Below are 22,567 nucleotides of genomic sequence, written 5' to 3' on the forward strand. Positions count from 1 at the left end.
GCATGGGCGATCGTAGCGAGTGGGCGGAGCTGTTCCTGTCGTCGAACGGCAGGCTGGCGCGCACGCCGTTCGTCGTCACCTCGGTCATCCTGATCGGCGTGGCGGTGCTCTATGAGACCATCGCGCCCTACACCCTGCACTGGCTGACGGGCTGGTTCGTCTATCCGGCCCTGCTGTTCTCGGGCGCCTGCGTGCTGTCCAAGCGATTGCACGACCGCGGACGCTCCGGCTGGTGGGCGATGCTGATCCTGATCGCCATCGTCGCAGTCTGGCCCCAGCCCGAGCACTTCCTGGACTTCATGTTCTCGCTGGTGATCTTGTGGGCGATCGTCGAGCTGGGCGTGATGGGCGGCGAGCAGGGCGCCAACCGCTACGGACCCAACCCGCAGAAGACGGTCGCCGCCTAGGCCGGAGCCTCGGCGTCCTCGATCGGACCGAACACCTTCTCGAAGCTGGTCTTCAGGGCCGCGTCGGCCTCGTCCATGGTCACTGGCAGGCCCAGATCGACCAGGCTGGTGACCCCGTGCTCGACCTGGCCGCAGGGCACGATGCCGCTGAAGTGCGAGAGGTCCGGCTCCACGTTCAGGCTGATCCCGTGAAAGCTGACCCACTTGCGCAGCTTCACCCCAATGGCGGCGATCTTGTCCTCGCGGCTCCAGCCGGCGCCTTTGCGCTCGACCCAGACGCCGACCCGGCCGTCGCGCAGCTCGCCGGTGACGTTGAAGGCGGCCAGGCCGTCGATGATCCACGCCTCCAGCGCCGCCACGAAGGCGCGGACGTCGCGGCCGCGCTTGGTCAGGTCCAGCATCACATAGGCCACCCGTTGGCCGGGGCCGTGATAGGTGAATTGCCCGCCGCGCCCGCTCTCGAACACCGGGAAGCGGTCGGGCTGGATCAGGTCGGTCGCCTTGGACGACACGCCGGCGGTGTAGAGCGGTGGATGCTCCAGCAGCCAGATCAGCTCGCCCGCCGTGCCCTCGGCAATGGCGGCCGCGCGGGCCTCCATGGCGGCAACGGCTGCCGGGTAGGGGACCTGCCCGGTCGAAACCGCCCACCCCACCGGCGCGGCGTCATCGCGCTTCATGGCCGGAAGTTCAGCGTTTTCAGCGTTTAACGGGAAGGCAAGCATACGGCCCTAATCTTGCAATCGAGACGGCGCGGCCACGACGGCCGTGGATGCGTCAGTTTCAGGGGCCTTACTTCGTGAGCCAGGTCAACGCCGTCAATGTCGAGATCTCCGTTCTGCTGGGGCGCTCGATCCTGCCTATGCAGCAACTTCTGCGCATGGGCCGCGGCGCGGTGATCCCGCTGGACGCCAAGACCAATGACGAAGTTTGGATCCTAGCCAACAACCACCCGATCGCGCGCGGCGAGATCCAGATCAGCGACGACCGCATCGCCATCCAGGTGACCCGCGCGGCCGACGTCTATGACTACATGGCCGGCGGCGCGTAACGCTCTGGTTGAGTCCCGGCCAACGTGTCAGGATGTCGCCGAATGGAGGGCGGCATGCGGTTTTGGTTTGCGGCGCTGGCGTTTGCGGGGTGTTTCCTAGCCTCAAGCGCCGAAGCTGAGCTCTATTCGCGCAGCGGCTATTTCGATTCCGTACGAGTTTCGCCGGAGAGCGGCGACCAGGGTGGCATTCGCATCCAAGTTAATGACGGACCCTTGCCGACCGTCGAGTTCGCGCTTTGCGAGGGGTCGTGTGGTGAGCCCGATTTCTTCCCGGCCACGATCCAGGGCGATCGGCTGAGCTTCGTTTTCACCGAGCCGAGGTACGATCGCTCGGGGCAAAAGTCCGGTGAACGGCGAGCCAATGTGGACGGAAAGTTCGTCGCGAAAGGGCTGTTGCTGAAGATCGACTTCCTCGATTCCACCCACGACGACGCCGGCGCCTACGAGTTGGTTCCGAGGCTAAAGCGCCAGCCCTGACGCCCGTTCGTGTGACGACATCCGCGACACTTCAACTCCGCTCTTCCCAAAGCCGATTCAGTTTGCTACCAGCCGCGGCTCACCACGAGCGGTCGTGGCGGAATTGGTAGACGCGCAGCGTTGAGGTCGCTGTGGGGCAACCCGTGGAAGTTCGAGTCTTCTCGACCGCACCAGTGGTGAACAAGAATAGAGCGCGCTTGGCGAAATCGGTTTCCGACTCGCTGGGGGCGCTCTAATCGTTTCTGGCCTTGGTTACGCCCCAAGCGCGCTTCAATCGGATTAGCCCAACGAACCCAGCGCTCTAAGAGCTCAGGAGGCCCCCATGACCCGGGACACCGCCGAACTGACCGACGACGTGCTGGACGACATCCCGCTGGCCCAAATCCCCATACCAAAGACCGAGACCCCCGAGGAGCTGGAAGACCTGGCCCTTGGCGAGGACTACGCCCTCAATCCCGAATATGTCGAAATGGTCGTCGACGCCGCCGACAGTGGCGACGCCAAGCGCCTGCGCGAGCTGATGGGCGCGCTGGAGCCCGCCGACGTCGCCGACCTGATGGGCTTCCTGACCGCCGACTACCGCGAAGAGATCATCCCGCTGCTGGACCCCGAGGCCCTGGGCGAGATCATCTCGGAGCTGGAGGACAACATCCGCGAGGAGGTGCTGGAGGCGACCCCGTCGGTCACCCTGGCCCGCGCGCTGGAGGAGCTGGACACCGACGACGCCGCCGACGTCATCGACGACCTGGACGACACCAAGCGCTTCCAGGTGCTGGCCGCCATGGGCGAGATCGACCGCGCCGCGATCGAGACGACCCTGTCCTACGAGGACGAGACCGCCGGCCGCCTGATGCAGCGTGAGTTCCTGGCCGCGCCGGAATTCTGGACCGTCGGCCAGACCATCGACCATGTCCGCGAGGCCGGCGATCAGCTGCCCGAGCTGTTCTTCGACGTCTATGTGGTCGATCCGACCTACAAGCCCGTCGGGGCCATCCCGATCAGCATCCTGCTGCGCAGCCGTCGCGACACGCCGCTGACCGAGCTGATGGAGGCGGTCACCGAAATTCCGGTCGAGATGGACCAGGAGGAGGTGGCCTACATCTTCGACAAGTACCACCTGATCAGCGCCCCGGTCATCGAGCCGGGCGGGCGCCTGGTCGGCCAGATCACTGTCGACGACATCGTCGAGGTCATCCGCGACGAAGCCCAGGAAGACATCCTGGCTCTGGCCGGTGTGTCCGACGCGGGTCGTGACGCGTCGGTCATCGACATCGTCAAGTCGCGCCTGCCGTGGCTGATGCTCAATCTCGCCACCGCGACCCTGGCGGTCAGCGGCGTCGCCATCTTCCAGGACGAGATCGCCAAGCTGGTGGCCCTGGCCATCCTGATGCCGATCGTCTCGTCGCTGGGCGGCAACGCCGGCACCCAGACCCTGGCCGTCGCCGTGCGCGCCCTGGCCAGCAAGGAGCTGACCACAGCCAACGCCCGCCGCATCGTGCTGCGCGAACTGCTGGTGGGCCTGGTCAACGGCTCGGCCCTGGCCCTGGTCATGGGCACGGCGACCTATCTGTTCTTCGGCGCGCAGGACCATCACGGCGCCCTGGCGATCATCGTCGCCGCGGCCCTGGTGGCCAACATCTTCACCGCGGCGGTGGGCGGCATTCTGATGCCGCTGGCCCTGGAGAAGATGGGCCGGGACCCTGCGGTGTCGTCGTCGATCTTCGTGACCTTCCTGACCGACTTCACCGGCTTCTTCGCCGTGCTGCTGATCGCCTCGCTGATCCTTTAAATCGCCTCGCTAGGGAAAACTGGCGCCGACCTTGCGCCGAGACAGGCGAACGCATCCGCGTCTGTCTCAAACTGGGTCAAACTCAGCGATGAAACCGCGTCATCAGGTCTCCCGGGCCTCCGTCGATCTCATCAAGAGATTCGAAGGCTACCGTCAGAAAGCCGCCAAGCTCCCCGATGGGCGCTGGACAGTCGGCTATGGCCACACCCTTACCGCCCGCGAAGGCGCGTCCGTCTCGGAAAAGGACGCCGAGGCGCTGCTGCTGTACGACCTGATCTCGGTCGCCCATTCGGTGAACGAGAACACGTACGCGCCGCTGAACCAGAACCAGTTCGATGCGCTGGTCTGCTTCGCCTTCAATATCGGTCTCGACAACTTCCTCCGCTCGGGCGTGCTGCGCCGGATCAACGAGGGCTCGCTGCTGCAAGCCGCGTGCGCGATGGAGATGTGGCGCAAGGCCGACTTCGAGGGCGAGCGGATCGTCATCGACGCCCTGGTCCGTCGCCGCGCCGCCGAGAAGACCTTGTTCCTGACGCCGGCCAATGGCGAGTGGGTGCCTGCGCCCAGCCCGGTGCTGCGTCCCAAGGTCGACTACGACGCCAGCTGCGCCATTCCCAAGCAGACGCCAATCGCCGTCAACGCCCGCACGGAAGGCGACCGCGTCGTCACCGAGCGCGAGGAGGGCCTGCCGCTGAACGTCGTCGTCCCGGAAGAGGACGCCCCGACGGCCACCGAGCAATCGGCCGCCGCGGTCAGCGCCCGCCTGGAAGCCATCCTGGCCGACGCGCCGCCGGTCGTGACCACCACCAAGCCGGCCCCGGTCCAGGACGACCTCGTCCTTCCGGAACCGCCGCCGCCCGCGCAACCGGCCGTCACTGCGCCCGCGCCGGTGGTGTTCCAGGATGAGCCGACCACGACCCCGGTCGCCCCGGCCCCCGAACCCGCCGCACCGCTGGAGTTCACGCCGTTCCGCCTGACGCCGCAGCCGGTCGAGGAAGTTGAAAAGCCGACGCCGGTCGACAGCTTCGCCCCGACCGCGCCCGTGGAGCCCAGCCTGTTCACCGCCCCGGCCGCCGGCTCGTCGGTCTTCAACCTGGACGGCTTCTCGACCAGCGACGAGACCGTCTCGCTGAACCCGATGGACGTGCCGCTGGTCGAGGCCGAGCAGCCGCGCTTCGGCAACACCAGCCTGCTGATCAGCCTGGGCATCCTGGGCCTGGCCCTGTTCGGCGGTGGCGTGCTGTGGATCCTGACCGTGGCCGCCGGCTCTGACACCGGCGTGAAGATGTTCGGCTACGGCGCCAGCATGATCGGCGCGATCTGCTTCGTGGTTTCGGCCTATCTGCTGCTGCGCCGCCTGGCCGGTCCGGACGCTGGCGACGAGGAATAGTTTCCTTTCCTTACGTCACGTAAGTTGAGCAAGAACGCCCGCGGGTCACATTGATCCGCGGGCGTTTGTGCTGTTGGATGACGTAATGACGAATTTCGCACCCTCGATGGACTTCGCCCTGGGCGACACGGCCGACGCGATCCAGGAAACCACGGCCCGCTTCGCCGCCGACAAGATCGCCCCGCTGGCGGCCCGGATCGACGAGACCAACGCCTTCCCGCGCGAACTGTGGGTCCCGATGGGCGACCTCGGCTTGCACGGCATCACGGTCGAGGAAGAGTTCGGCGGCCTGGGCCTGGGCTATCTCGAGCACGTGGTGGCGATGGAGGAGGTGTCCCGCGCCTCGGCCTCGGTAGGCCTCAGCTACGGCGCGCACTCGAACCTGTGCGTCAACCAGATCCGCCGCTGGGCCACGCCTGAACAGAAGCAGCGCTACCTGCCCAAGCTGATCAGCGGCGAGCATGTCGGCTCGCTGGCCATGAGTGAGGCGGGCTCGGGTTCGGATGTCGTGTCGATGAAGCTGCGCGCCGAGCAGCGCGGCGACCGCTACGTCCTGAACGGTACGAAGTTCTGGATCACCAACGCCCCGCATGCCGACGTGCTGGTGGTCTATGCGAAGACGGGCGAGGGGAGCCGCGGCATCACCGCCTTCATCGTCGAGAAGGGCATGAAGGGCTTCAGCGTCTCCAAGAAGCTGGACAAGATGGGGATGCGGGGTTCGGACACCGCCGAGCTGGTGTTCGAGGATTGCGAGATCCCGGAAGAGAACATCATGGGCCCGGTCGGCGGCGGCGTCGGGGTGCTGATGAGCGGCCTGGACTACGAGCGCGCCGTGCTCAGCGCCGGCCCGCTGGGCATCATGCAGGCCTGTCTCGATATCGTCCTGCCCTATGTCCGCGACCGCAAGCAGTTCGGCCAGGCGATCGGCTCGTTCCAGCTGATGCAGGGCAAGGTCGCCGACATGTACGTGGCCCTCAACTCGGCCCGGGCCTATGTCTACGCTGTGGCGCGGGCCTGCGACGCGGGCAAGACCACCCGCTATGACGCGGCCGGTGCGATCCTGCTGGCGTCGGAGAACGCGGTGAAGGTGTCGCTGGAGGCCATCCAGGCCCTGGGTGGCGCGGGATACACCAAGGAATGGCCGGTCGAGCGCCTGCTGCGCGACGCCAAGCTGTACGACATCGGTGCGGGCACCAACGAGATCCGCCGCTTCCTGATCGGCCGCGAACTGATCGGGGCCTAAGGTCCAGATATGGAAAGGGCCGCCCCGATTGCTCGGGGCGGCCCTCCATCGTCGTGGCCGCTTTCGCAAGCAGCGTGTGACTTAGAACCCTAGGCGTTCAACGCCTCAGGCGGAAACCTCGCTCTTAAGGCTCCAGGTAAGCACTTGCGACCGCGGTTGGAGACAATGAGACACTAGATCACCTCCTTTCAGTAGTTGAACAACACCAACAGGATATGGGTCTGTTCGAGCATTTGAAAAGAGCAAATCGTACGTGACCGGATGTCGCGGCTAGATCGGCAAAAGCTTGAGCACGACCAGGATGGCGGCCCAAAGCGCCAGGGCCGCGCCGATGACCAGCGGACGATCGAAATTGAACCGGCGTTCGGGGGCGTGCCGGGGCGAATGACCGCCCGAAGCGCCATTGGGAACGAGGTGAATGCGCGTAGCCATGCCGCGTGAATCCTTCCCTTATGAACCCTCTGTCGGGGTCCTGACTCGGACCGTATGATGAATCTTCTCCTGTGAGAAGAATTCTTCACAAAGGCCCAGGTTGCATTGACCTGGATCAGAGAAGCGCGGAGGCATTCACGTGGCCATTTGGGACCCGGACATCTACGCCCTCTATCGCCGCTACCGTGAGCGTCCGGCCCTGGACCTGCTGACCGCTATTCCCGGCGACCTGAACCCGCGTGAAATCTGGGATCTGGGCTGTGGCCTGGGCGAGCAGGCGGCGCTGCTGGCGGCGCGTCATCCGCAGGCGCGGGTGCGGGGAATGGACTCCAGCCCGGAGATGCTGGCCAAGGCCAAGAGCCTGCCAGCGCCGGTGGAATGGGTGCTGGGCGACATCGCGGGCTTCGCGCCCGAGGTTCCGGCCGACCTGATCTTCAGCAACGCCGCCCTGCAGTGGGTGGGCGATCACGACAGGCTCGTGCCGCACCTGGCCCAGAGCCTGGCGCCCGGGGGCGTGCTGGCCGTGCAGATGCCGGTGGTCGACGGCCTGGGTTGGCGCGCCAGCCTGCAGGAGATCGCCGCCGAGGGGCCATGGGCCACGCGGTTCTCGGGCGTCGAAGGCGTGCGTCACGCCAATACGCCGGCCGACTACTATGGCTGGCTGGCGCCGTTGTGCCCCGAGGTTGACATCTGGAGCACGACCTATCTGCACGCCCTGCACGGCCAGGACCCGATCGTCGACTGGACCCTGGGCACGACGCTGAGGCCCTATCTCGACGCGCTGCCCGACGACGAGAAGGGCGCGTTCCTGGACACCTGGCGCCAGCGGCTGGCGCGCGACTATCCGCGCCGCGCCGACGGCGTGACCCTGTTTCCGTTCCAGCGACTGTTCATCGTGGCGCGGCGAGCCTAGCCGCGCTCGGCCAAACTCGGCCGGCGGCGCAATTCGGAGACAGGGGCGGGCAGGGCCTCCAGGACCTGGCTGGCGGCCAGATAGCCGGCCTTCACGGCGGGCTCGAAGGCCCGCCAGTCGCGAATGTCGATGCCTTCCAGCTTGGGCGTGATCAGCACGTCCGTCGCCTCGCGGGCGGCGGCCAGGTCGCGGCCGGTGGTGACGGTGGCGGCCCGCATGAGCAGGGCCACGATCGGCGGGCCCTTGCGCCATTCGCCCGAGACGATCCAGCTCCAGATTGACGGCGGGCGCACGATGTCGTCGCTGGTGATGCTGCGGCCGCGGGTGACGTCGACGCCGACGATCGGCCCCAGCTGGAGCGACCGCATGACGTCGGCCGGGAAGTTCTTCATCACCGCGCCGTCGACCAGCACCTGGCCGTCCAGGTCGGCCGGCGGCAGAACGCCCGGCAGCGAGATCGAGGCCCTCAGCGCCGTCTGCAGGTCGCCCGTCCGATGCAGCTGATAGGCGCCCGAGGTCAGGTTCGAGGACACGGCGAAGAACGGCAGCCACAGGTCGCTGATGTCGACCTCGCCGAAGTGCTCGGCCAGCCGCGCCTTGACCTTCTCGCCGCGGGTCATGGCGATCAACGGGAAGGCGATATCGTCCAGAGGGCTGCTGTCGACGAAGGCCTTGCGGATGCGGGTCTCCATCTCGCCGTCGTCCCAACCCATGGCGATGCCGGCCGCCACCATCGCGCCCATCGAGGCGCCGCCGACGAAGTCGATCGGCACGCCGCGCTCGCGCAGGGCCTGGATCGCGCCGATATGGGCATAGGCCCGCGCGCCGCCGCCGGAGAGGACGAGGCCCACCGACTGGCCGGTCAGCACCCGCGCCAGTCGCTGCAGGTCGGCCACGCCGTTCTCGCGCAGATGGAAGAGGCGTGCGGCCTGGGTCGCCGCCAGCCACGCTGCCGAGCCGCTGGGCCGGGCCAGGCTGGCCGATTGCAGCAGGATCAGGTCGATCAGCCGCTGGGCCTGCAATGGGGCCGAGGCGTAGCTGGTGATCCGTTCGGGCGGCGGCCGGTCGCCGCGTCCGACCCGGAACAGCCGGTCGACCTGCCGGCCGACCACATGCTTCCAGGCGGTCTCGTCGGCCTCGGCCACGTACAGCACGAAGTCGTGGGCGCGCTCGACATTGCTGAACCATTCGGTCGGGGCCATCAGCGACTCGCCACCCTCGACGGTAACCGAATAGCCCAGCCCCTCGATGCAGCGCGCCAGGCGCTCGACCACCGGCCGGATGGCCGCGCCGGGCTCCTCGGCGATGAACCCGAACACGGAAGGGTCGCCGATCGCGGCGTGGGTCTGGGCCTGGCGGGCGCGACGGATCATCAGCCGCGACAGCTCCAGCATGACGCCGGGATCCTCCTCGGCCGCGTCGAAGAAGTCGTCGCGGGGGAGGGCCAGGACCTCGCTGTCGCGCAGGGCCACCATATAGGCCGAGTGGGCGCTGTCGCCGACCAGGGCCATCTCGCCAGCCGGCTCGCCCGGGCGGATCACCCCCAAGAACTGCGGCTCCTGGCCTTCTTCGCGGCGGAAGGCGCCAAGCCGTCCGGTCTTCAGGAAGTAGAGCTGGGAGGCCTCTTCACCCGGCCGGAACAGCGTCGCGCCGCCGGGCAGCGAGAACCACGCCGCGGCGCCATTCCGCCAAGTCTTGGCGAAAAGACGGGCCAGGGCCGAGTCGTCGGGCAGGGGCGTTTCCACGGGACGAGAGCTAACCCGAAGGCAGGCTTGACCACAACGGGCCGTTCAGGCGCAACTGTTGCTCCGGAAGGCGAAATGGACGAGAACGGATTTGGCCGTGAATCTTCCTGATCGGGGTCCAAAAAGCTCCGACTTTCGGGCAAGGGTGGAAAAGGCTAAGCGTCGGTCATGCCGAAGTTGAACTCCGTTATCGACGCGTCCGGCGAGACCTTCGCCCGCAACGCCGCCCACAATCGCGCTCTCGTCGCCGAGCTGCAGGCTAAGGTGGCGCAGGCGGCGCTGGGCGGCTCAGAGAGCTCGCGCGAAAAGCACACCGCCCGCGGCAAGCTTCTGCCCCGCCAGCGCGTCGAGCGCCTGCTGGATCCGGGCTCGCCGTTCCTGGAGATCGGCCAGTTGGCCGCCTGCGACCTCTATGACGGCGAGGCCCCCGGCGCGGGCATGATCTGCGGCATCGGCCGGGTGTCCGGTCGCGAGGTGATGATCGTGGCAAACGACGCCACGGTGAAGGGCGGCGCCTACTTCCCGATGACCGTGAAGAAGCACCTGCGCGCCCAGGAGATCGCCGCCCAGAACCGCCTGCCGTGCGTCTATCTGGTCGACAGCGGCGGCGCGAACCTACCGCACCAGGCCGAGGTCTTCCCGGATCGCGACCACTTCGGCCGCATCTTCTTCAACCAGGCGCGGATGAGCGCCGTGGGCATTCCGCAGATCGCCTGCGTCATGGGCTCGTGCACCGCCGGCGGGGCCTATGTCCCGGCGATGAGCGACGAGACCGTCATCGTCCGCAACCAGGGCACCATCTTCCTGGCCGGCCCGCCGCTGGTGAAGGCCGCCACGGGCGAGGTCATCAGCGCCGAGGAGCTGGGCGGGGCCGAGACCCACGGCCGGCGCTCAGGCGTGGTCGACCACGTGGCCGAGAACGACGAGCACGCGCTGGAGATCGTCCGGTCGATCGTCGCCAATCTGAACACGACCAAGCCCGAACAGCTGGTGCTGGCCGAGCCCGAGGCGCCGCTCTACGACCCCGAGGAAATCTACGGCGTGGTGCCGACCGACGTCCGCGCGCCGTATGACGTCCGCGAGGTGATCGCCCGCATCGTCGACGGCAGCAAGTTCGACGAGTTCAAGGCCCTGTACGGCACGACCCTGGTCTGCGGCTTCGCCCGCATCTGGGGCCAGCCGGTGGCGATCCTGGCCAATAACGGTGTGCTGTTCTCGGAAAGCGCCGTGAAGGGCGCGCACTTCATCGAGCTGGCCTGCAAGCGCAAGATCCCGCTCGTGTTCCTGCAGAACATCTCGGGCTTCATGGTCGGCGGCAAGTACGAGGCCGGCGGCATCGCCAAGGACGGCGCCAAGCTGGTCACGGCGGTGGCGAGCGCGGAAGTGCCCAAGTTCACCGTCCTGATCGGCGGCAGCTTCGGCGCCGGCAACTACGGCATGTGCGGCCGCGCCTACAGCCCGCGCTTCCTGTTTACCTGGCCCAACAGCCGGATCTCGGTGATGGGTGGCGAGCAGGCCGCCAGCGTGCTGGCCACCGTCCACCGCGACGCCGCCAAGTGGACCGACGCGGAGGCCGAGGCCTTCAAGGCGCCGATCCGCCAGCGCTACGAGGACGAGGGCAACCCGTACCATGCCACCGCCCGCCTGTGGGACGACGGGATCATTGATCCGGCTCAAACCCGCGACGTCCTGGGTCTGGCCATCTCGGCGTCGTTGAATGCGCCGATACCGGAGACGACCTTCGGCGTTTTCCGAATGTAGCTTCACGGAAGGACCGTTCATGACCAATCCGATCGCCGACCCCATCGTCGAAGTCACCGACACCGATGCGATGAGCCCGCTGGTCCACATGGACTCAACGCCCGAGGGCGCCGTGACCGTCTGGATCAATCGTCCGGACAAGAAGAACGCCTTCGACGCGGCGACCATCGCGGCCCTGCGCCAGACCTTCGAGACCCTGCACGGGGCCGAGGGCGTGCGGGTGGTGTTCCTGCGCGGCGTGGGCGGGGTGTTCAGCGCCGGCGCCGACCTGGACTGGATGGGCGACGCCATCGAGTGGGACGAGGACGACAATCGCGACGACGCGCTTGAGCTGGCCCACATGCTCAAGGCGCTGCACGACATCCCGGCCCTGACCGTGGCCATGGTCGAGGGCGCGGCCTATGGCGGCGGCGCCGGTCTGGTGGCCGCCTGCGACCACGCCATCGCTCTGGTCGACGCCAAGTTCGCCTTCTCGGAAGTGAAGCTGGGCCTGACCCCGGCGACCATCAGCCCGTATGTGATCCAGGCCCTGGGCCCGCGCACCGCCAAGCTGCTGTTCGCCACCGGCCGAGTGTTCGACGCCGACGACGCCTGGGGCTACGGCCTGGTCGACGAGGTGTTCGAGGACGTCGCCAGCCTTGAAGTGGCCCGCGATGCGCTGATCGAGGAAATGGTCCCCTGCGCCCCCGGCGCGATCGGCGACGCCAAGGCGCTTGTCAACGACTTTGCTGGCCAGAAAATCGACAAGGGCCTGATCGAGGACAGCGCCAAGCGCATCGCCCGCCGCCGCGTGTCGGAAGAAGGCCAAGAAGGGGTGCGCGCATTCCTGGCTCGTCGTAAAGCGTCTTGGGCTGAGTGACTCAACTCAGCGGCGTTTTGTCGGGGGACTAGATGACGGGACCGGAACTGGAAGCGGCGACGGCCGACTCGGCGGGGACTTTCCTTGCCCGCAAGAAGAAGCCGTTCACCCATGTGGGCGAGCCCTGCAAGAATTGCGACACGCCCCTCGAGGGCTGGTTCTGCCATTCCTGCGGCCAGAACGCCGACACCCATCATCGGTCCATCCTGCACCTGATCTGGGAAACCATCGAAGGGATGTTCCACTTCGATGGTCGCCTGGCCACGACCCTGCCACTGCTGTTCTTCAAGCCCGGCAAGCTGGCCAAGGACCTGATGGAAGGCCGGATCGCGCGGCACGCGCCGCCGTTCCGCACCTTCCTGGTGGCCCTGCTGCTGTTCATCTTCTCGGCCGAGCACCTGATCCACAACCAGATGCACGAACAGGAAGTGCAGGCCGAAAAGCAGGCCCAGCAGCTGACCACGCCGGCCGGCCGCAAGGCCAGGGCCGACGAGATGCGCCAATCGGCGACCAGCGATCGCGACGAACGCCTGAAAAGCGCGGCCGAGGACCGCGACGAAGCGCTCAAGGCGGCAGACGCCGACAAGGCGAAGATCGCGGTGGACTACGACGCCGACGTCAAGAAGGCCCAGGATCTGTACGCGGCGACAGTGGCCGAGGCCAATGCGCTGCAGAACAACCCCAACGCCGGCGCCGAGGCGCTGGCCAAGCTGCACAACAGTAAATCCGAGGCCGCCGACAAGGTCCGTAGCCTGGAGTTCTCCGATCCGGCCGCCCTGGAGGACAGCGCCAACCGGCTCGCCGAGGTCCAGATCGCCGGCCAGCGCGTCACGGTGGTCAAGCCGGGCGAGGCCGGTCACGGTTCCGCTGACAAGGCCGACCACGCCCCCAAAACGCAAACCCATGCCGCCGACGGCCACAAGGCCAAGGAAGCCGGCTGGAAGGAAGGCCTGGCCAAGGCCGTCGCGAACCCGAACTACTTCATCCTGGTGATGTTCGGCTGGGCCCACCGCCTGGCGGTGCTGCTGCTGCCGATCGTCGGCCTGTCCCTGGCGCTCGTCTATGTGAACAAGCGCCAGTACTTCATCTACGACCATCTGCTCGTGGCCACGAACCTGATGTCGTTCTCGTTCCTGACCTGGGCGGTGCTGTTCGTGCTGCCGCAGGCGGTGATGGGGCCGTTCCTCGTCATCATCATGCTCTGGGGGCCAATCAATCTCTTCCAGACCCTGCGTGGGGGTTACGACTCCAGCATTCCGGGCGCTCTCATCAAGACCCTGATCGTCTGGTTCACCACCGTCATCGCCTTCGCCGTCCTGCTCCTGGGCCTGATGCTCTTCACCCTCTCGCAAATGTAGGTCTTCGGTTTGCTCTCCTCCGTCCTGATCGCCAATCGCGGCGAGATCGCCCGACGCATCATCCGCACCGCCCGCGAGCTGGGTGTGGCGACGATCGCCGTCTACTCGGAAGCCGACGCGAACGCCCCGTTCGTGCTGGAGGCCGATGCGGCGATCCTGATCGGTCCGGCGCCGGCGAAGGAGAGCTACCTCGATCCGAAGAAGATCCTGGCGGCCGCCAAGCAGATGGGGGCGCAGGCCATCCACCCCGGTTACGGCTTCCTGTCCGAGAACGCCGACTTCGCCCAGAGCGTGATCGACGCCGGCCTGGTCTGGATCGGCCCGCCGCCCTCGGCGATCCGCGCCATGGGCCTGAAGGACGCCGCCAAGGCGGTGATGATCAAGGCCGGCGTGCCGACCACGCCGGGCTATCTGGGCGAGGACCAGTCGGTCGAACGCCTGGCCGCCGAGGCCGGCAAGATCGGCTACCCCGTGCTGATCAAGGCCGTGGCCGGCGGCGGCGGCAAGGGCATGCGCAAGGTCGACAAGCCCGAAGACTTCGAGCCCGCCCTGGGCTCGTGCCGCCGCGAGGCCGCCGCCAGCTTCGGTGACGACCGGGTGCTGCTGGAAAAGTACGTCACCCATCCGCGCCATATCGAGGTGCAGGTGTTCGGCGACCAGCACGGCAACGTCGTCCACCTGTTCGAGCGCGACTGCTCGCTGCAGCGCCGCCACCAGAAGGTCATCGAGGAAGCCCCCGCGCCGGGCATGGACGAGGCCACCCGCCAGGCCGTCTGCGCCGCCGCCGTCAAGGCCGCCCAGGCCGTGGGCTATGTCGGGGCTGGCACGGTCGAGTTCATCGCCGACGCTTCGGAAGGCCTGCGCGCGGACCGCATCTGGTTCATGGAGATGAACACCCGCCTGCAGGTCGAACATCCGGTCACCGAGATGGTCACCGGCCAGGACCTGGTCGAGTGGCAGCTCCTGGTCGCCTCGGGCGAGCCCCTGCCGCTGGAGCAGGACGAGATCAAGCTGACCGGCTGGGCCATGGAGGCGCGCCTCTATGCTGAGAACCCGGCCACCGGCTTCCTGCCGTCGACCGGCAAGCTGAAGCACTTCCGTCTGCCGGAAGGCGACGTCCGCGTCGACAGCGCGGTGGAGGAGGGCGGCGAGGTCACGCCCTTCTACGATCCGATGATCGCCAAGCTGATCGCCCACGGCGCGGACCGCGAGGACGCCGCCCAACGGCTGGCCGAGGCCTGCGCCCTGGTCGAGGTCTGGCCGGTCAAGACCAACGCCGCCTTCCTGGCCAAGTGCGCCAGCCATCCGGACTTCATCGACGGCGCCGTCGACACCGGCTTCATCGAGGCCCGGCTGGACGAGCTGGTCGAGCGCAGCTTCAGCGATGAGCCGGCCATGGCCGCGATCGGCTGGCGGCTGGAGACCTTCATGGAGGCCGATTTCAAGTCTGGCCCTTGGGAAAGTGCGCCATCGCGCCTGCTGGGCTTCCGGATGAATGGCCCGAGAGCGGCCATGGATTTGCCAATGACGGTCGATGGCGTGGCGACACCGCTGCGGATCGCCTTGATCGGGGGCGGCGACGACTGGTCCTGGGACATCAAGCACAAGGACGGCCGCGAGTTCTCCGAGGTGGCTCGCCTGCCGACCACTCATGGGAAAACGCCTTTGATCTACGCCTTCGAGGGCGGTGATGTGCAGACCTTCGACTTCGAGCCGCAGGTCGGCGGCGCGGGTGAGGGCGCAGCCTCGGACGGCGCGATCCTGTCGCCGATGCCGGGCAAGATCGTCTCGGTCGCCGTGGCGGCTGGCGAGAGCGTCCGCAAGGGCCAGACCCTTCTGACCCTGGAAGCCATGAAGATGGAACACGCCCTGGTCGCTCCGTTCGATGGCGTGGTGGCTGAGCTTGCGGCTACGGCCGGCGGTCAGGTCAGCGAGGGCGTGATGCTGGCGAAGCTGGACGCCGGCGGCTGAACCGGACACGCGCTCTCCGCTTCACGCGGCGGGCCGCTGAAGGTCGCGAAGGGAAGCGGAGCGCCCGGGCCACGCCCGGAGTGTGAGAGTGCAAGTACCGTTTCGACGAAGCCGGAGCGCCCCGCGCGGCCGTTATCCGGTGAGCCCTCGGCGCGCGGGGTCTTAACCCGCTTCCGAAAGAGGCCCCCGACGGACGGGCCGGGGCGACGACCCCGGTCCCGGAACGTCCAGGCGATTTCAGCCCGGACCTGTCGCGTCGCCGAAGCCTTCGCCGCCCTAAAGCGAGATCAGGGGCTTCGTCCTGTGTTTCAAGGAACCTGCCGCTGGATCCGTCGCAAAGGCGAGCCTCAAAAGAGACCCGGCGAGCGCTACCCGCTCGACCACCCCTGACAGCCGCCACGATCGCCGGCCGGACGTCCCTTCGTGCTGTCAGGTGGGATCAGTATGAGCGCGAGTTTGAGCGCGGATCATTCGAGGTCGCGTAAAATCGACAAGCGATTGATTTTGTTGGCGGCGGCGCGGTGTATGCCAAGGGTGGAGACGCCTCTATGCCCGTCCGCAGCGGCCGAAGGGCGGCCGTCAGGGCTGGCGATAACGTCAGCTCGCGACCCGTTGCGGACTTCGCTGCCGGTTGGCACGTTGTTGAGATGCCCTACACGCTCCTGATCGAAATTTGGGAAGACCCCGACAGCCATTCCTTCGAATGGGGCGCTGTATCGGAGCATAGCGACGAATTGAGGAGCAAAGTCTCCCCCAACTCAGTGCGTCGCCACTCGTATCGCGCCAAATCTGACCTAGAAGCGCGGCAGATGTACCACGACTGGCATGGTTGGGACGCGTATGTTCCCGGTCCTGACTTTCCGGAAGTGTTCGTAACTGCGGAAGATGTCGCCGCCCAAGACCGCTACCTTGCCATCCGGAGCGCCGGCTAACCACCCATCCCAGAATTTAGCGAGGTCTGCTAAACGCCGTATAGGTTGGGCGGCATGACGAAGTTGCGGGCGTGTAAGCCCGCAAAGGGGGGGCTATGCGAGCCAAACGCTCTAGACGCTTCAGCGGGCAGAGAAGTGCGGCCGTTGCACTGGGGATGGCGCTCTTGGCGCCGATCTGGGCACAGGCGGGGTCGAAGGTCCAATCGGCCTACGAGCAGCTCTGCGGTCGCGACAAAACCGCCAGCGCAGCGACCTGTGCCGCCTTGGCGAACGAACTTGCGGTGGAGCGCGCCGGCCCTTCGCAGCCGGGCGGAAACGAGATGTCAGGCGACCTCGCAGCCGGGCTCTTTCATCAACTCAGCAGCCAAGCCTACTTCGTGATTCGGCCAGATGAGGTCGCCAACATCCTGACGTTCGACTGGGACCCCGCCAAGCGCGAGGCGACATTCACCGCAGAAATGCCCGGCCTTTCCGCCCCAGACATTCACAAGGTGCTGGTCGCGCCCTCAGGATCCTTCGCGGGGTTGAGGAAATTCTTGGGATTGACGTTCAAGGTGAATGGCCGCGTTAGCGGGCCAACAGCCTTCGAGATCGAGCCATACAAGATCGGCGGGGGCCAGGGCTCGGTGCGGCAAAGCTATACGCTGTTGCCGACAGGCGAACTGTCGGTTCTCTCCGAGCAACTCAAGGATGGTCAGTGGTGTTGCGCCGACTACGTCGCGCTGCACAAACCAATCGACCGACAGGAACTCGCCAAACTCTATCCACGTCTCGTCGAGTTAGGGCGAACCTACCAGACCGCCTACAATGAGCGGATGGAAGCCGAGAAGAGGCAGCGTCGACAGGAACGCGCGGAACTCTTTGGGAAATTGATGCAAGGCGCGTTGGTCGCCACCCAGGCCTATGCCGCCGGCGTCCAGGAGGCGAACGCTTCCAATGCTCGTGCGCAGGCCCTGATCGCCTCGGCAGCGGCCGTTCGGCCCCAGATTCAGCCGAGTGGAGGGGTTGCAGGCTCCATACGCACCGGAGCCAGCGCGGAGCGATCGGCCTCCATGCCCCAAGCGTCGACATCTCGATCGGAGCCGAGGGCGCGCTCATCGTCCGCGTCCGCGTCCGCTGTAATTAGGGCGGACGCTAGCGGTCCTGCGGCTGAGCCCGCGCTGCAAAACCGTACTGTAAGAGCGTATTTTGTAATGGGTCTTGAGCCAGCCCCTGGCGACACGCAAAACCCCCTTTGCTACAGCAATGTCTTCAGCGTGACCTTTCCCTGGAACCCTGAGGGATGGGGAAATGCTGGACGGGCGGCGGACGCCACGGCGAAGTATGCGCCGATCTTCCAAGAAAAATGCGCCAGGTTGGGAAAGGTCAATGGTCCGATGCCTGCCGCAAACATTGAAGGTGTAACGAGTGGATGGCCCGTGCCGCCCTCGCACCCAACCGATCGCCGCGTCACGCTACCTTGAAAAGCTCGCCCTCAAGGCGCTTGGGAGTCGCTCGCAGCTTCCGTTGACCACCCACCTCGGACCGCGACGGCATCCGCATTTGAGCAGCCAGCGCCCCCAAACGAGAACCGCCGCTGCGGACGGCCCCCACATGGCGTCCGTAACGGCGGCGCGGGGCGCTGCGGCCCGGGTCGCGCTCTGGTGTCGCGCGATGCTCTATCGATAACGCCGTCATGCGAGCCGTCGACGGGTTTCTCCCCGGACGCGAGCGGCGGACGGATTGCCTTGCGCGGCCGGCGCGCTATCTACGCCGGATGGCGTTGCACATCATCAAGCTGGTCGTCGGCTGCGACACGATCGACGATCTCCTGGCCTGGCACAAACAGCCCGATCATCCGTGGATCATGCACACCCGCATGACGCCCAAGCGGATCGACGAGGTGCTGGACGGCGGGTCGCTGTACCGGGTGATCAAGGGGCAGGTCCTGTGCCGTCAGACCATCCTGGCCATCGACACGGTGGGCGAGGGGGCGGCGTCGCGCTGCGAGGTCACGGTGGACCCGACCATCGTCCGGGTCGCGCCCCAGCCGCGCCGGGCGTTCCAGGGCTGGCGCTATCTCACGCCTGAGGACGCGCCGCCGGACCTGACCGAGAGCGAAGCCGCCGACCTGCCGCCCGATCTGGCCCGTCAGTTGCGAGAACTCGGCGCCTGGTGACTTTCGCGTGTGTCGTTAGCGAAGCGGCAACTCTGGCGGGTGTCATCTTGTCGCAGGAGTTGTCGAGGGGAACGACGATGAAGGCCAGTTACGCTGCTTTGGGGGTGAGTATGCTTTTCGTCGGGATGCTGGTGGGGCTGATGATCGCCCTGCATCCTGTGGGCTGACGATCTAGCCGACAGCCATATTGTCGATCAGCCGGGTCTTGCCCAGCCACGCGGCGACCAGGATCCGGCCCTTCGCCGCGCCGATCGGGCCAGGGCCCAGGCGCGACAGGTCGCCGGCCTCGCGCACTTCCACATAGTTCACCGGGCCAAAGCCGGCCGCTTCAAGGGCTGCGACAGCCGCGGCTTCGGCCTCGTCGATGCGGCCGCCGGCCGCCACCGCCGCCGCGGCAGCCTTCATCGCGTCGGGCAAGGCCACGGCCGCCGCGCGTTCTTCCGCCGACAGGTAGGCGTTGCGCGACGAGAGGGCCAGGCCGTCGTCGGCCCGCGCCGTCGGGGCGCCGATGATCTCGATGGGAATGTCCAGGTCGCGGGCCATGCGCTTGACCACCTGCAGCTGCTGGTAGTCCTTCTCGCCGAAGATGGCGACGTCGGCCTGGCTCTGGTTGAACAGCTTGGCCACCACGGTCGCCACGCCGCCGAAGAACTGCGGCCGCGCCGCGCCTTCCAGCGGTTCGGAGACGCCCGACACCGACACGGCGCTGGCGAAGCCGGGGGCGTACATCTCCGCGCCGTTCGGAGCGAACAGCAGGTCGCAGTCGACGCTGGCCAGCTTCTCGACATCGGCGGCCTCGCCGCGCGGATAGGCGTCGAAGTCCTCGTGGGGGGCGAACTGCTTGGGATTGACGAAGATGGTGGCGACCACGCGATCGGCGTGCTGGCGGGCGATGCGGATCAGCGACAGGTGGCCCTCGTGCAGGGCGCCCATGGTCGGGACCAGGGCCACACGCTGGCCGGCGGCCTTCCAGGCGCGGACCTGCTGGCGCAGCTCGGCGACGGTGCGGACGATGAGGGTCATGCTGGGCGCTCCACGCGGACTGGCGTGGGCTTATGGCCTCGACGCGGCTTCAGGTCCATCGGCGATGACGCGGCCCTCTGACGCGAACCGATCTCGAACCCAACTTGAGGGTGCGACAATCAGGTCTGTGGATTGAACCCGTTGACCCCATGAGGTGCTGGTAACATCGTGTTAACCTTCAGTCCAAGGTCGTGCGAGTCGCGGCGAAAAAAGGATCGAACCATGGCCGAAACGCGCGTCATCGTCGTCGGCAACGAAAAAGGCGGGGCCGGCAAGTCCACCATCGCCGTCCACCTGGTCACTGCGCTGCTGTACGGCGGCGCCAAGGTCGCCGTGCTTGACCTCGACCTGCGCCAGCGGACGTCGGGCCGTTTCTTCGAGAACCGCAAGGCCTGGACGGCCAACAAGAAGCTCGATCTGCCGATGCCGCTGTCCCTGACGCTCAGCGACAACGACATCGCTCTGGCTGAACAGGGCGAAGAGGCGCAGATCGCCGGCTTCGAAGCGGCCTTCGCCAAGGGCCTGGAAGAGTGCGACTTCGTGCTGATCGACACCCCCGGCGGCGACAGCGCCATCACCCGCCTGGCCCACGGCCGCGCGGACCTGGTGGTGACGCCGATGAACGACAGCTTCGTCGACTTCGACATGCTGGGCACCGTCGATCCGGTGTCCATGGAGCTGACCAAGCCCAGCCTGTACTCGCTGACGGTCTGGGAAGGCCGCAAGCAGCGCGCCCTGTCGGGCCAGCGCCAGGCCATGGACTGGGTCGTGCTGCGCAACCGCCTGGCCACCACCGAGGCCCGTAACCGCAAGCGTCTGGAGGACCGTCTGACGGCCCTGGCCAAGCGCGTCGGCTTCCGCATTGGTCCGGGGTTGCGCGACCGCGTCATCTATCGCGAGCTGTTCCCGTTCGGCCTGACCATCGCTGACCTGTCGCCGCAGGTGCGCCCAGTGCCGGTGTCGCTGCAGCACCTGGCCGCCCGCCAGGAACTGCGCGCCTTGATGCACAGCCTGGGTCTGTCGGCCTATTCCGGCGAGACCCTGCTGGCGGCGCAGTAGGCGCTGCACTAAGTTCAAACGCGAGCGGGCGGCCGGGGCGACCCTGCCGCCCGTTTTCGTATCCGGAGTTGTGATGCTCTATCTGCTGCTGGGCGCGGCTATCCTGGTGTTCCTGCTGTGGCCGCGCGGTCGGACCCTGCTGAAGGGCGACGGCTGGCGCGTGGGGGCGGGCGCCGCCTCGATCGCCGCCTTCGCCGTCGCCGCCTACGCCACCATCCGCGGGGCTTGGGGCACCGGCATCGTGCTGGGCGTCATCGGCCTGTGGAGCGTCACCGAGGCCCGCCGCCGGCCGTTGGTGCGCCGCGAGATCGTCCATCCGCCCAAGCCGGAGCTCAGCCTGTCCGAGGCCCGCGCGCTGCTGGGCGTGGGGCCGGACGCCACCCTGGCAGAGGTCAAGGCGGCCTATACCCGCCTGATCCAGCTGGCTCACCCCGACAAGGGCGGCACCGAGGGCCTAGCCGCCCAGCTGAACGCCGCGCGCGATCGTTTGATCAAACGGCGCAGCTGAGCTAGGACGGCTCCCATGATCAGTCGCGAACGCTTCTGGCGCCGCCGTTCGGCCGGCCCGACCTGCACCGTATGACGCTCTGAACGCCGTGTTTCAGAGCGAGCCTTCCTGTGGCTCAAGCGTCATTCCAGTTCGGACTTCGATCACCCCATGACTAGCCAACCCATCGCCTGGGCCGAGCGCTTCAGCGAGCGCATGGACCGCGTTCGCGCCAGCGAGATCCGCGAACTTCTCAAGCTGCTGGACCAGCCCGACATCCTGTCGTTCGCCGGCGGCATTCCCGACCCCGGCCTGTTCCCGGCCGAGCGCATCCAGGCCGACTATGCCGCGGTGCTGGCCGATCCGGTGCTGGCCGCCCAGGCCCTGCAGTACTCGGTCAGCGAGGGCTATCTGCCGCTGCGCCAGTGGATCGCCGAGCGCATGACCCGCGACGGCATGCCCTGCGAAGCGCAGAACATCATGCTGACCGCCGGCTCGCAGCAGGCCCTGGACCTGATCGGCAAGCTGTTCATCGGCCCGGGCGACACCGTCGTGGTGGCGCGGCCGACCTATCTGGGCGCGCTGCAGGCCTTCAACGGCTACCAGCCGGCCTATCGTGACCTGCCGGAAGACGCCCTGAGCACGCCGACGGAGACCGATCTGCCACAGGGCGCGCTAGGCTATTTCGTGCCCGACTTCGCCAATCCGACCGGCGTCAGCCTGACCCTGGCCGAGCGCGAGGGTGTGCTGGCCCTGGCCGACGCGCTGGACATGACCCTGATCGAGGACGCCGCCTATCGCGAGCTGCGCTTCGAGGGCGAGTCGACGCCGACCCTGCTGGCCCTGGACATCGCCCGCTCGGGCGGCATCGACAACGCCCGGACGATGTTCCTGGGCACCCTGTCCAAGACCCTGTCGCCGGCCCTTCGCATCGGCTGGGTCTGCGGCCCGGCGGCAGTGATCGAGAAGCTGGTCCTGCTCAAGCAGGGCGCGGACCTGCACGTCTCGACGATCAACCAGATGGTCGCCTGGCGCGCCGTGTCGGAGGGCTATGACCAGCACCTGCACCGCCTGCGCGGCGCCTATGGCCACAAGGGCCGGGTGATGCTGGCGGCCTTGGAGCGGACCATGCCGGCGGGGGTGACCTGGTCGCGGCCGCAGGGCGGCATGTTCGTCTGGATCGATCTGCCGGAGGGCATCGACGGCGCCGAGCTGCTGGCCCGCGCCATCGAGGAGGAGCGGGTGGCCTTCGTGCCCGGCGCGCCGTTCTTCGCCGAGGTGAAGAACGCCAACGCCATCCGCCTCAGCTACTCCCTGCCCACCGACGCCCAGATCGAGGAGGGCGTCCAGCGCCTGGCTCGGTTGATCGGGCGGGTGATGAACCCTTAGCCCGCTTCCCCGGCGAAAGCCGGGGCCCAGCTTCATCCTGAGCGTTAGCCGTGAATGCGAAAGGGCGCCGAACGAAACCGTTCGGCGCCCTTGGTTCGATCTGGGCCCCGGCTTTCGCCGGGGAAA

22 protein-coding genes and 1 tRNA gene are annotated in these 22,567 nt (G+C 67.2%); 18 read left to right on the forward strand and 5 right to left on the reverse strand.

The window, feature by feature from the left end:
• Positions 1–2 precede the first annotated feature (2 nt).
• The gene (locus tag ABDW31_RS08700) at positions 3–407 is read left to right on the forward strand and encodes a DUF805 domain-containing protein (RefSeq protein ID WP_184718328.1); all 405 of its coding nucleotides are present in this window, start codon (positions 3–5) and stop codon (positions 405–407) included.
• On the opposite strand, the gene lipB is transcribed toward ABDW31_RS08700, so the two are convergent.
• On the reverse strand, positions 404–1,129 hold the full coding sequence (lipB, locus tag ABDW31_RS08705) for a lipoyl(octanoyl) transferase LipB (RefSeq protein ID WP_343698472.1): 726 nt from the start codon (positions 1,127–1,129) through the stop codon (positions 404–406). The two genes, ABDW31_RS08700 and lipB, sit on opposite strands and share 4 nt — an antisense overlap.
• A 47-nt stretch (positions 1,130–1,176) precedes the next feature.
• Between lipB and ABDW31_RS08710 the strand changes: the two genes are divergently transcribed.
• The 6 genes from ABDW31_RS08710 (at position 1,177) to ABDW31_RS08735 (ending at position 6,354) form a co-directional block, all read left to right on the forward strand.
• A complete protein-coding gene (locus tag ABDW31_RS08710; protein ID WP_172269282.1) occupies positions 1,177–1,455 on the forward strand; it encodes a FliM/FliN family flagellar motor switch protein in 279 nt (92 codons plus the stop codon).
• A gap of 54 nt (positions 1,456–1,509) precedes the next feature.
• Positions 1,510–1,932, forward strand: a complete 423-nt coding sequence (locus ABDW31_RS08715; RefSeq protein WP_343698473.1) for a hypothetical protein — start codon at positions 1,510–1,512, stop codon at positions 1,930–1,932.
• An 88-nt stretch (positions 1,933–2,020) separates the two neighbouring features.
• Positions 2,021–2,105: transfer RNA gene (locus ABDW31_RS08720), tRNA-Leu, on the forward strand.
• 149 nt (positions 2,106–2,254) lie between these two features.
• Positions 2,255–3,721 (forward strand): magnesium transporter, encoded by a 1,467-nt coding sequence (mgtE, locus tag ABDW31_RS08725; RefSeq protein ID WP_184718334.1) that lies wholly within the window; start codon positions 2,255–2,257, stop codon positions 3,719–3,721.
• Between the two features lie 88 nt (positions 3,722–3,809).
• Complete coding sequence (spmX, locus tag ABDW31_RS08730) at positions 3,810–5,111, forward strand: lysozyme-family localization factor SpmX (protein WP_184718336.1); 1,302 nt, start codon at positions 3,810–3,812, stop codon at positions 5,109–5,111.
• An 85-nt stretch (positions 5,112–5,196) separates the two neighbouring features.
• Positions 5,197–6,354, forward strand: coding sequence for an isovaleryl-CoA dehydrogenase (locus ABDW31_RS08735; RefSeq protein WP_184718338.1), 1,158 nt, complete (start codon positions 5,197–5,199; stop codon positions 6,352–6,354).
• Positions 6,355–6,459: 105 nt separating this feature from the next.
• Here ABDW31_RS08735 and ABDW31_RS08740 read toward each other — a convergent pair whose 3' ends face one another.
• Both ABDW31_RS08740 and ABDW31_RS08745 read right to left on the reverse strand, forming a co-directional pair.
• Positions 6,460–6,546, reverse strand: coding sequence for a hypothetical protein (locus ABDW31_RS08740; RefSeq protein WP_184723786.1), 87 nt, complete (start codon positions 6,544–6,546; stop codon positions 6,460–6,462).
• Positions 6,547–6,624: 78 nt separating this feature from the next.
• Positions 6,625–6,786 (reverse strand): hypothetical protein, encoded by a 162-nt coding sequence (locus ABDW31_RS08745; RefSeq protein WP_184718340.1) that lies wholly within the window; start codon positions 6,784–6,786, stop codon positions 6,625–6,627.
• A 139-nt stretch (positions 6,787–6,925) separates the two neighbouring features.
• On the opposite strand from ABDW31_RS08745, the gene ABDW31_RS08750 reads away from it, so the two are divergent.
• A complete protein-coding gene (locus ABDW31_RS08750) occupies positions 6,926–7,699 on the forward strand; it encodes a methyltransferase domain-containing protein (protein WP_184718342.1) in 774 nt (257 codons plus the stop codon).
• Here ABDW31_RS08750 and ABDW31_RS08755 read toward each other — a convergent pair.
• The gene (locus ABDW31_RS08755; RefSeq protein ID WP_184718344.1) at positions 7,696–9,444 is read right to left on the reverse strand and encodes a patatin-like phospholipase family protein; all 1,749 of its coding nucleotides are present in this window, start codon (positions 9,442–9,444) and stop codon (positions 7,696–7,698) included. The genes ABDW31_RS08750 and ABDW31_RS08755 overlap by 4 nt on opposite strands.
• A 168-nt stretch (positions 9,445–9,612) precedes the next feature.
• Here ABDW31_RS08755 and ABDW31_RS08760 point away from each other — a divergent pair, with 168 nt between their 5' ends.
• The 7 genes from ABDW31_RS08760 (at position 9,613) to ABDW31_RS08790 (ending at position 18,483) form a co-directional block, all read left to right on the forward strand.
• Positions 9,613–11,205 carry a carboxyl transferase domain-containing protein gene (locus ABDW31_RS08760; protein WP_184718346.1) on the forward strand — a complete coding sequence of 531 codons (1,593 nt, stop codon included), beginning with the start codon at positions 9,613–9,615 and terminating at the stop codon, positions 11,203–11,205.
• 19 nt (positions 11,206–11,224) lie between these two features.
• On the forward strand, positions 11,225–12,064 hold the full coding sequence (locus tag ABDW31_RS08765) for an enoyl-CoA hydratase-related protein (RefSeq protein ID WP_184718348.1): 840 nt from the start codon (positions 11,225–11,227) through the stop codon (positions 12,062–12,064).
• Between the two features lie 32 nt (positions 12,065–12,096).
• A complete protein-coding gene (locus ABDW31_RS08770) occupies positions 12,097–13,422 on the forward strand; it encodes a DUF3667 domain-containing protein (protein ID WP_184718350.1) in 1,326 nt (441 codons plus the stop codon).
• Positions 13,423–13,431: 9 nt separating this feature from the next.
• On the forward strand, positions 13,432–15,393 hold the full coding sequence (locus tag ABDW31_RS08775; protein WP_343698474.1) for an acetyl/propionyl/methylcrotonyl-CoA carboxylase subunit alpha: 1,962 nt from the start codon (positions 13,432–13,434) through the stop codon (positions 15,391–15,393).
• Positions 15,394–15,941: 548 nt separating this feature from the next.
• The gene (locus tag ABDW31_RS08780) at positions 15,942–16,325 is read left to right on the forward strand and encodes a hypothetical protein (RefSeq protein ID WP_184718354.1); all 384 of its coding nucleotides are present in this window, start codon (positions 15,942–15,944) and stop codon (positions 16,323–16,325) included.
• Between the two features lie 164 nt (positions 16,326–16,489).
• Complete coding sequence (locus ABDW31_RS08785; protein ID WP_184718356.1) at positions 16,490–17,788, forward strand: hypothetical protein; 1,299 nt, start codon at positions 16,490–16,492, stop codon at positions 17,786–17,788.
• A 293-nt stretch (positions 17,789–18,081) separates the two neighbouring features.
• Entirely contained in the window at positions 18,082–18,483 is a 402-nt protein-coding gene (locus ABDW31_RS08790) for a DUF1489 family protein (protein WP_172269583.1), read from the forward strand.
• Positions 18,484–18,654: 171 nt separating this feature from the next.
• On the opposite strand, the gene panC is transcribed toward ABDW31_RS08790, so the two are convergent.
• The gene (panC, locus tag ABDW31_RS08795; RefSeq protein WP_184718358.1) at positions 18,655–19,506 is read right to left on the reverse strand and encodes a pantoate--beta-alanine ligase; all 852 of its coding nucleotides are present in this window, start codon (positions 19,504–19,506) and stop codon (positions 18,655–18,657) included.
• 222 nt (positions 19,507–19,728) lie between these two features.
• Here panC and ABDW31_RS08800 point away from each other — a divergent pair, with 222 nt between their 5' ends.
• The 3 genes from ABDW31_RS08800 to ABDW31_RS08810 all read left to right on the forward strand — a co-directional run bounded on the left by ABDW31_RS08800 (position 19,729) and on the right by ABDW31_RS08810 (position 22,441).
• A complete protein-coding gene (locus ABDW31_RS08800; RefSeq protein WP_184718360.1) occupies positions 19,729–20,565 on the forward strand; it encodes a division plane positioning ATPase MipZ in 837 nt (278 codons plus the stop codon).
• A 73-nt stretch (positions 20,566–20,638) separates the two neighbouring features.
• Positions 20,639–21,073: a molecular chaperone DnaJ gene (locus tag ABDW31_RS08805; RefSeq protein ID WP_184718362.1), complete on the forward strand. Its 435-nt coding sequence runs from the start codon at positions 20,639–20,641 to the stop codon at positions 21,071–21,073.
• A 150-nt stretch (positions 21,074–21,223) separates the two neighbouring features.
• Positions 21,224–22,441: a PLP-dependent aminotransferase family protein gene (locus ABDW31_RS08810; RefSeq protein WP_184718364.1), complete on the forward strand. Its 1,218-nt coding sequence runs from the start codon at positions 21,224–21,226 to the stop codon at positions 22,439–22,441.
• Positions 22,442–22,567 lie beyond the last annotated feature (126 nt).

The organism is Caulobacter sp. (assembly GCF_039596335.1).
Classification (GTDB): domain Bacteria; phylum Pseudomonadota; class Alphaproteobacteria; order Caulobacterales; family Caulobacteraceae; genus Caulobacter.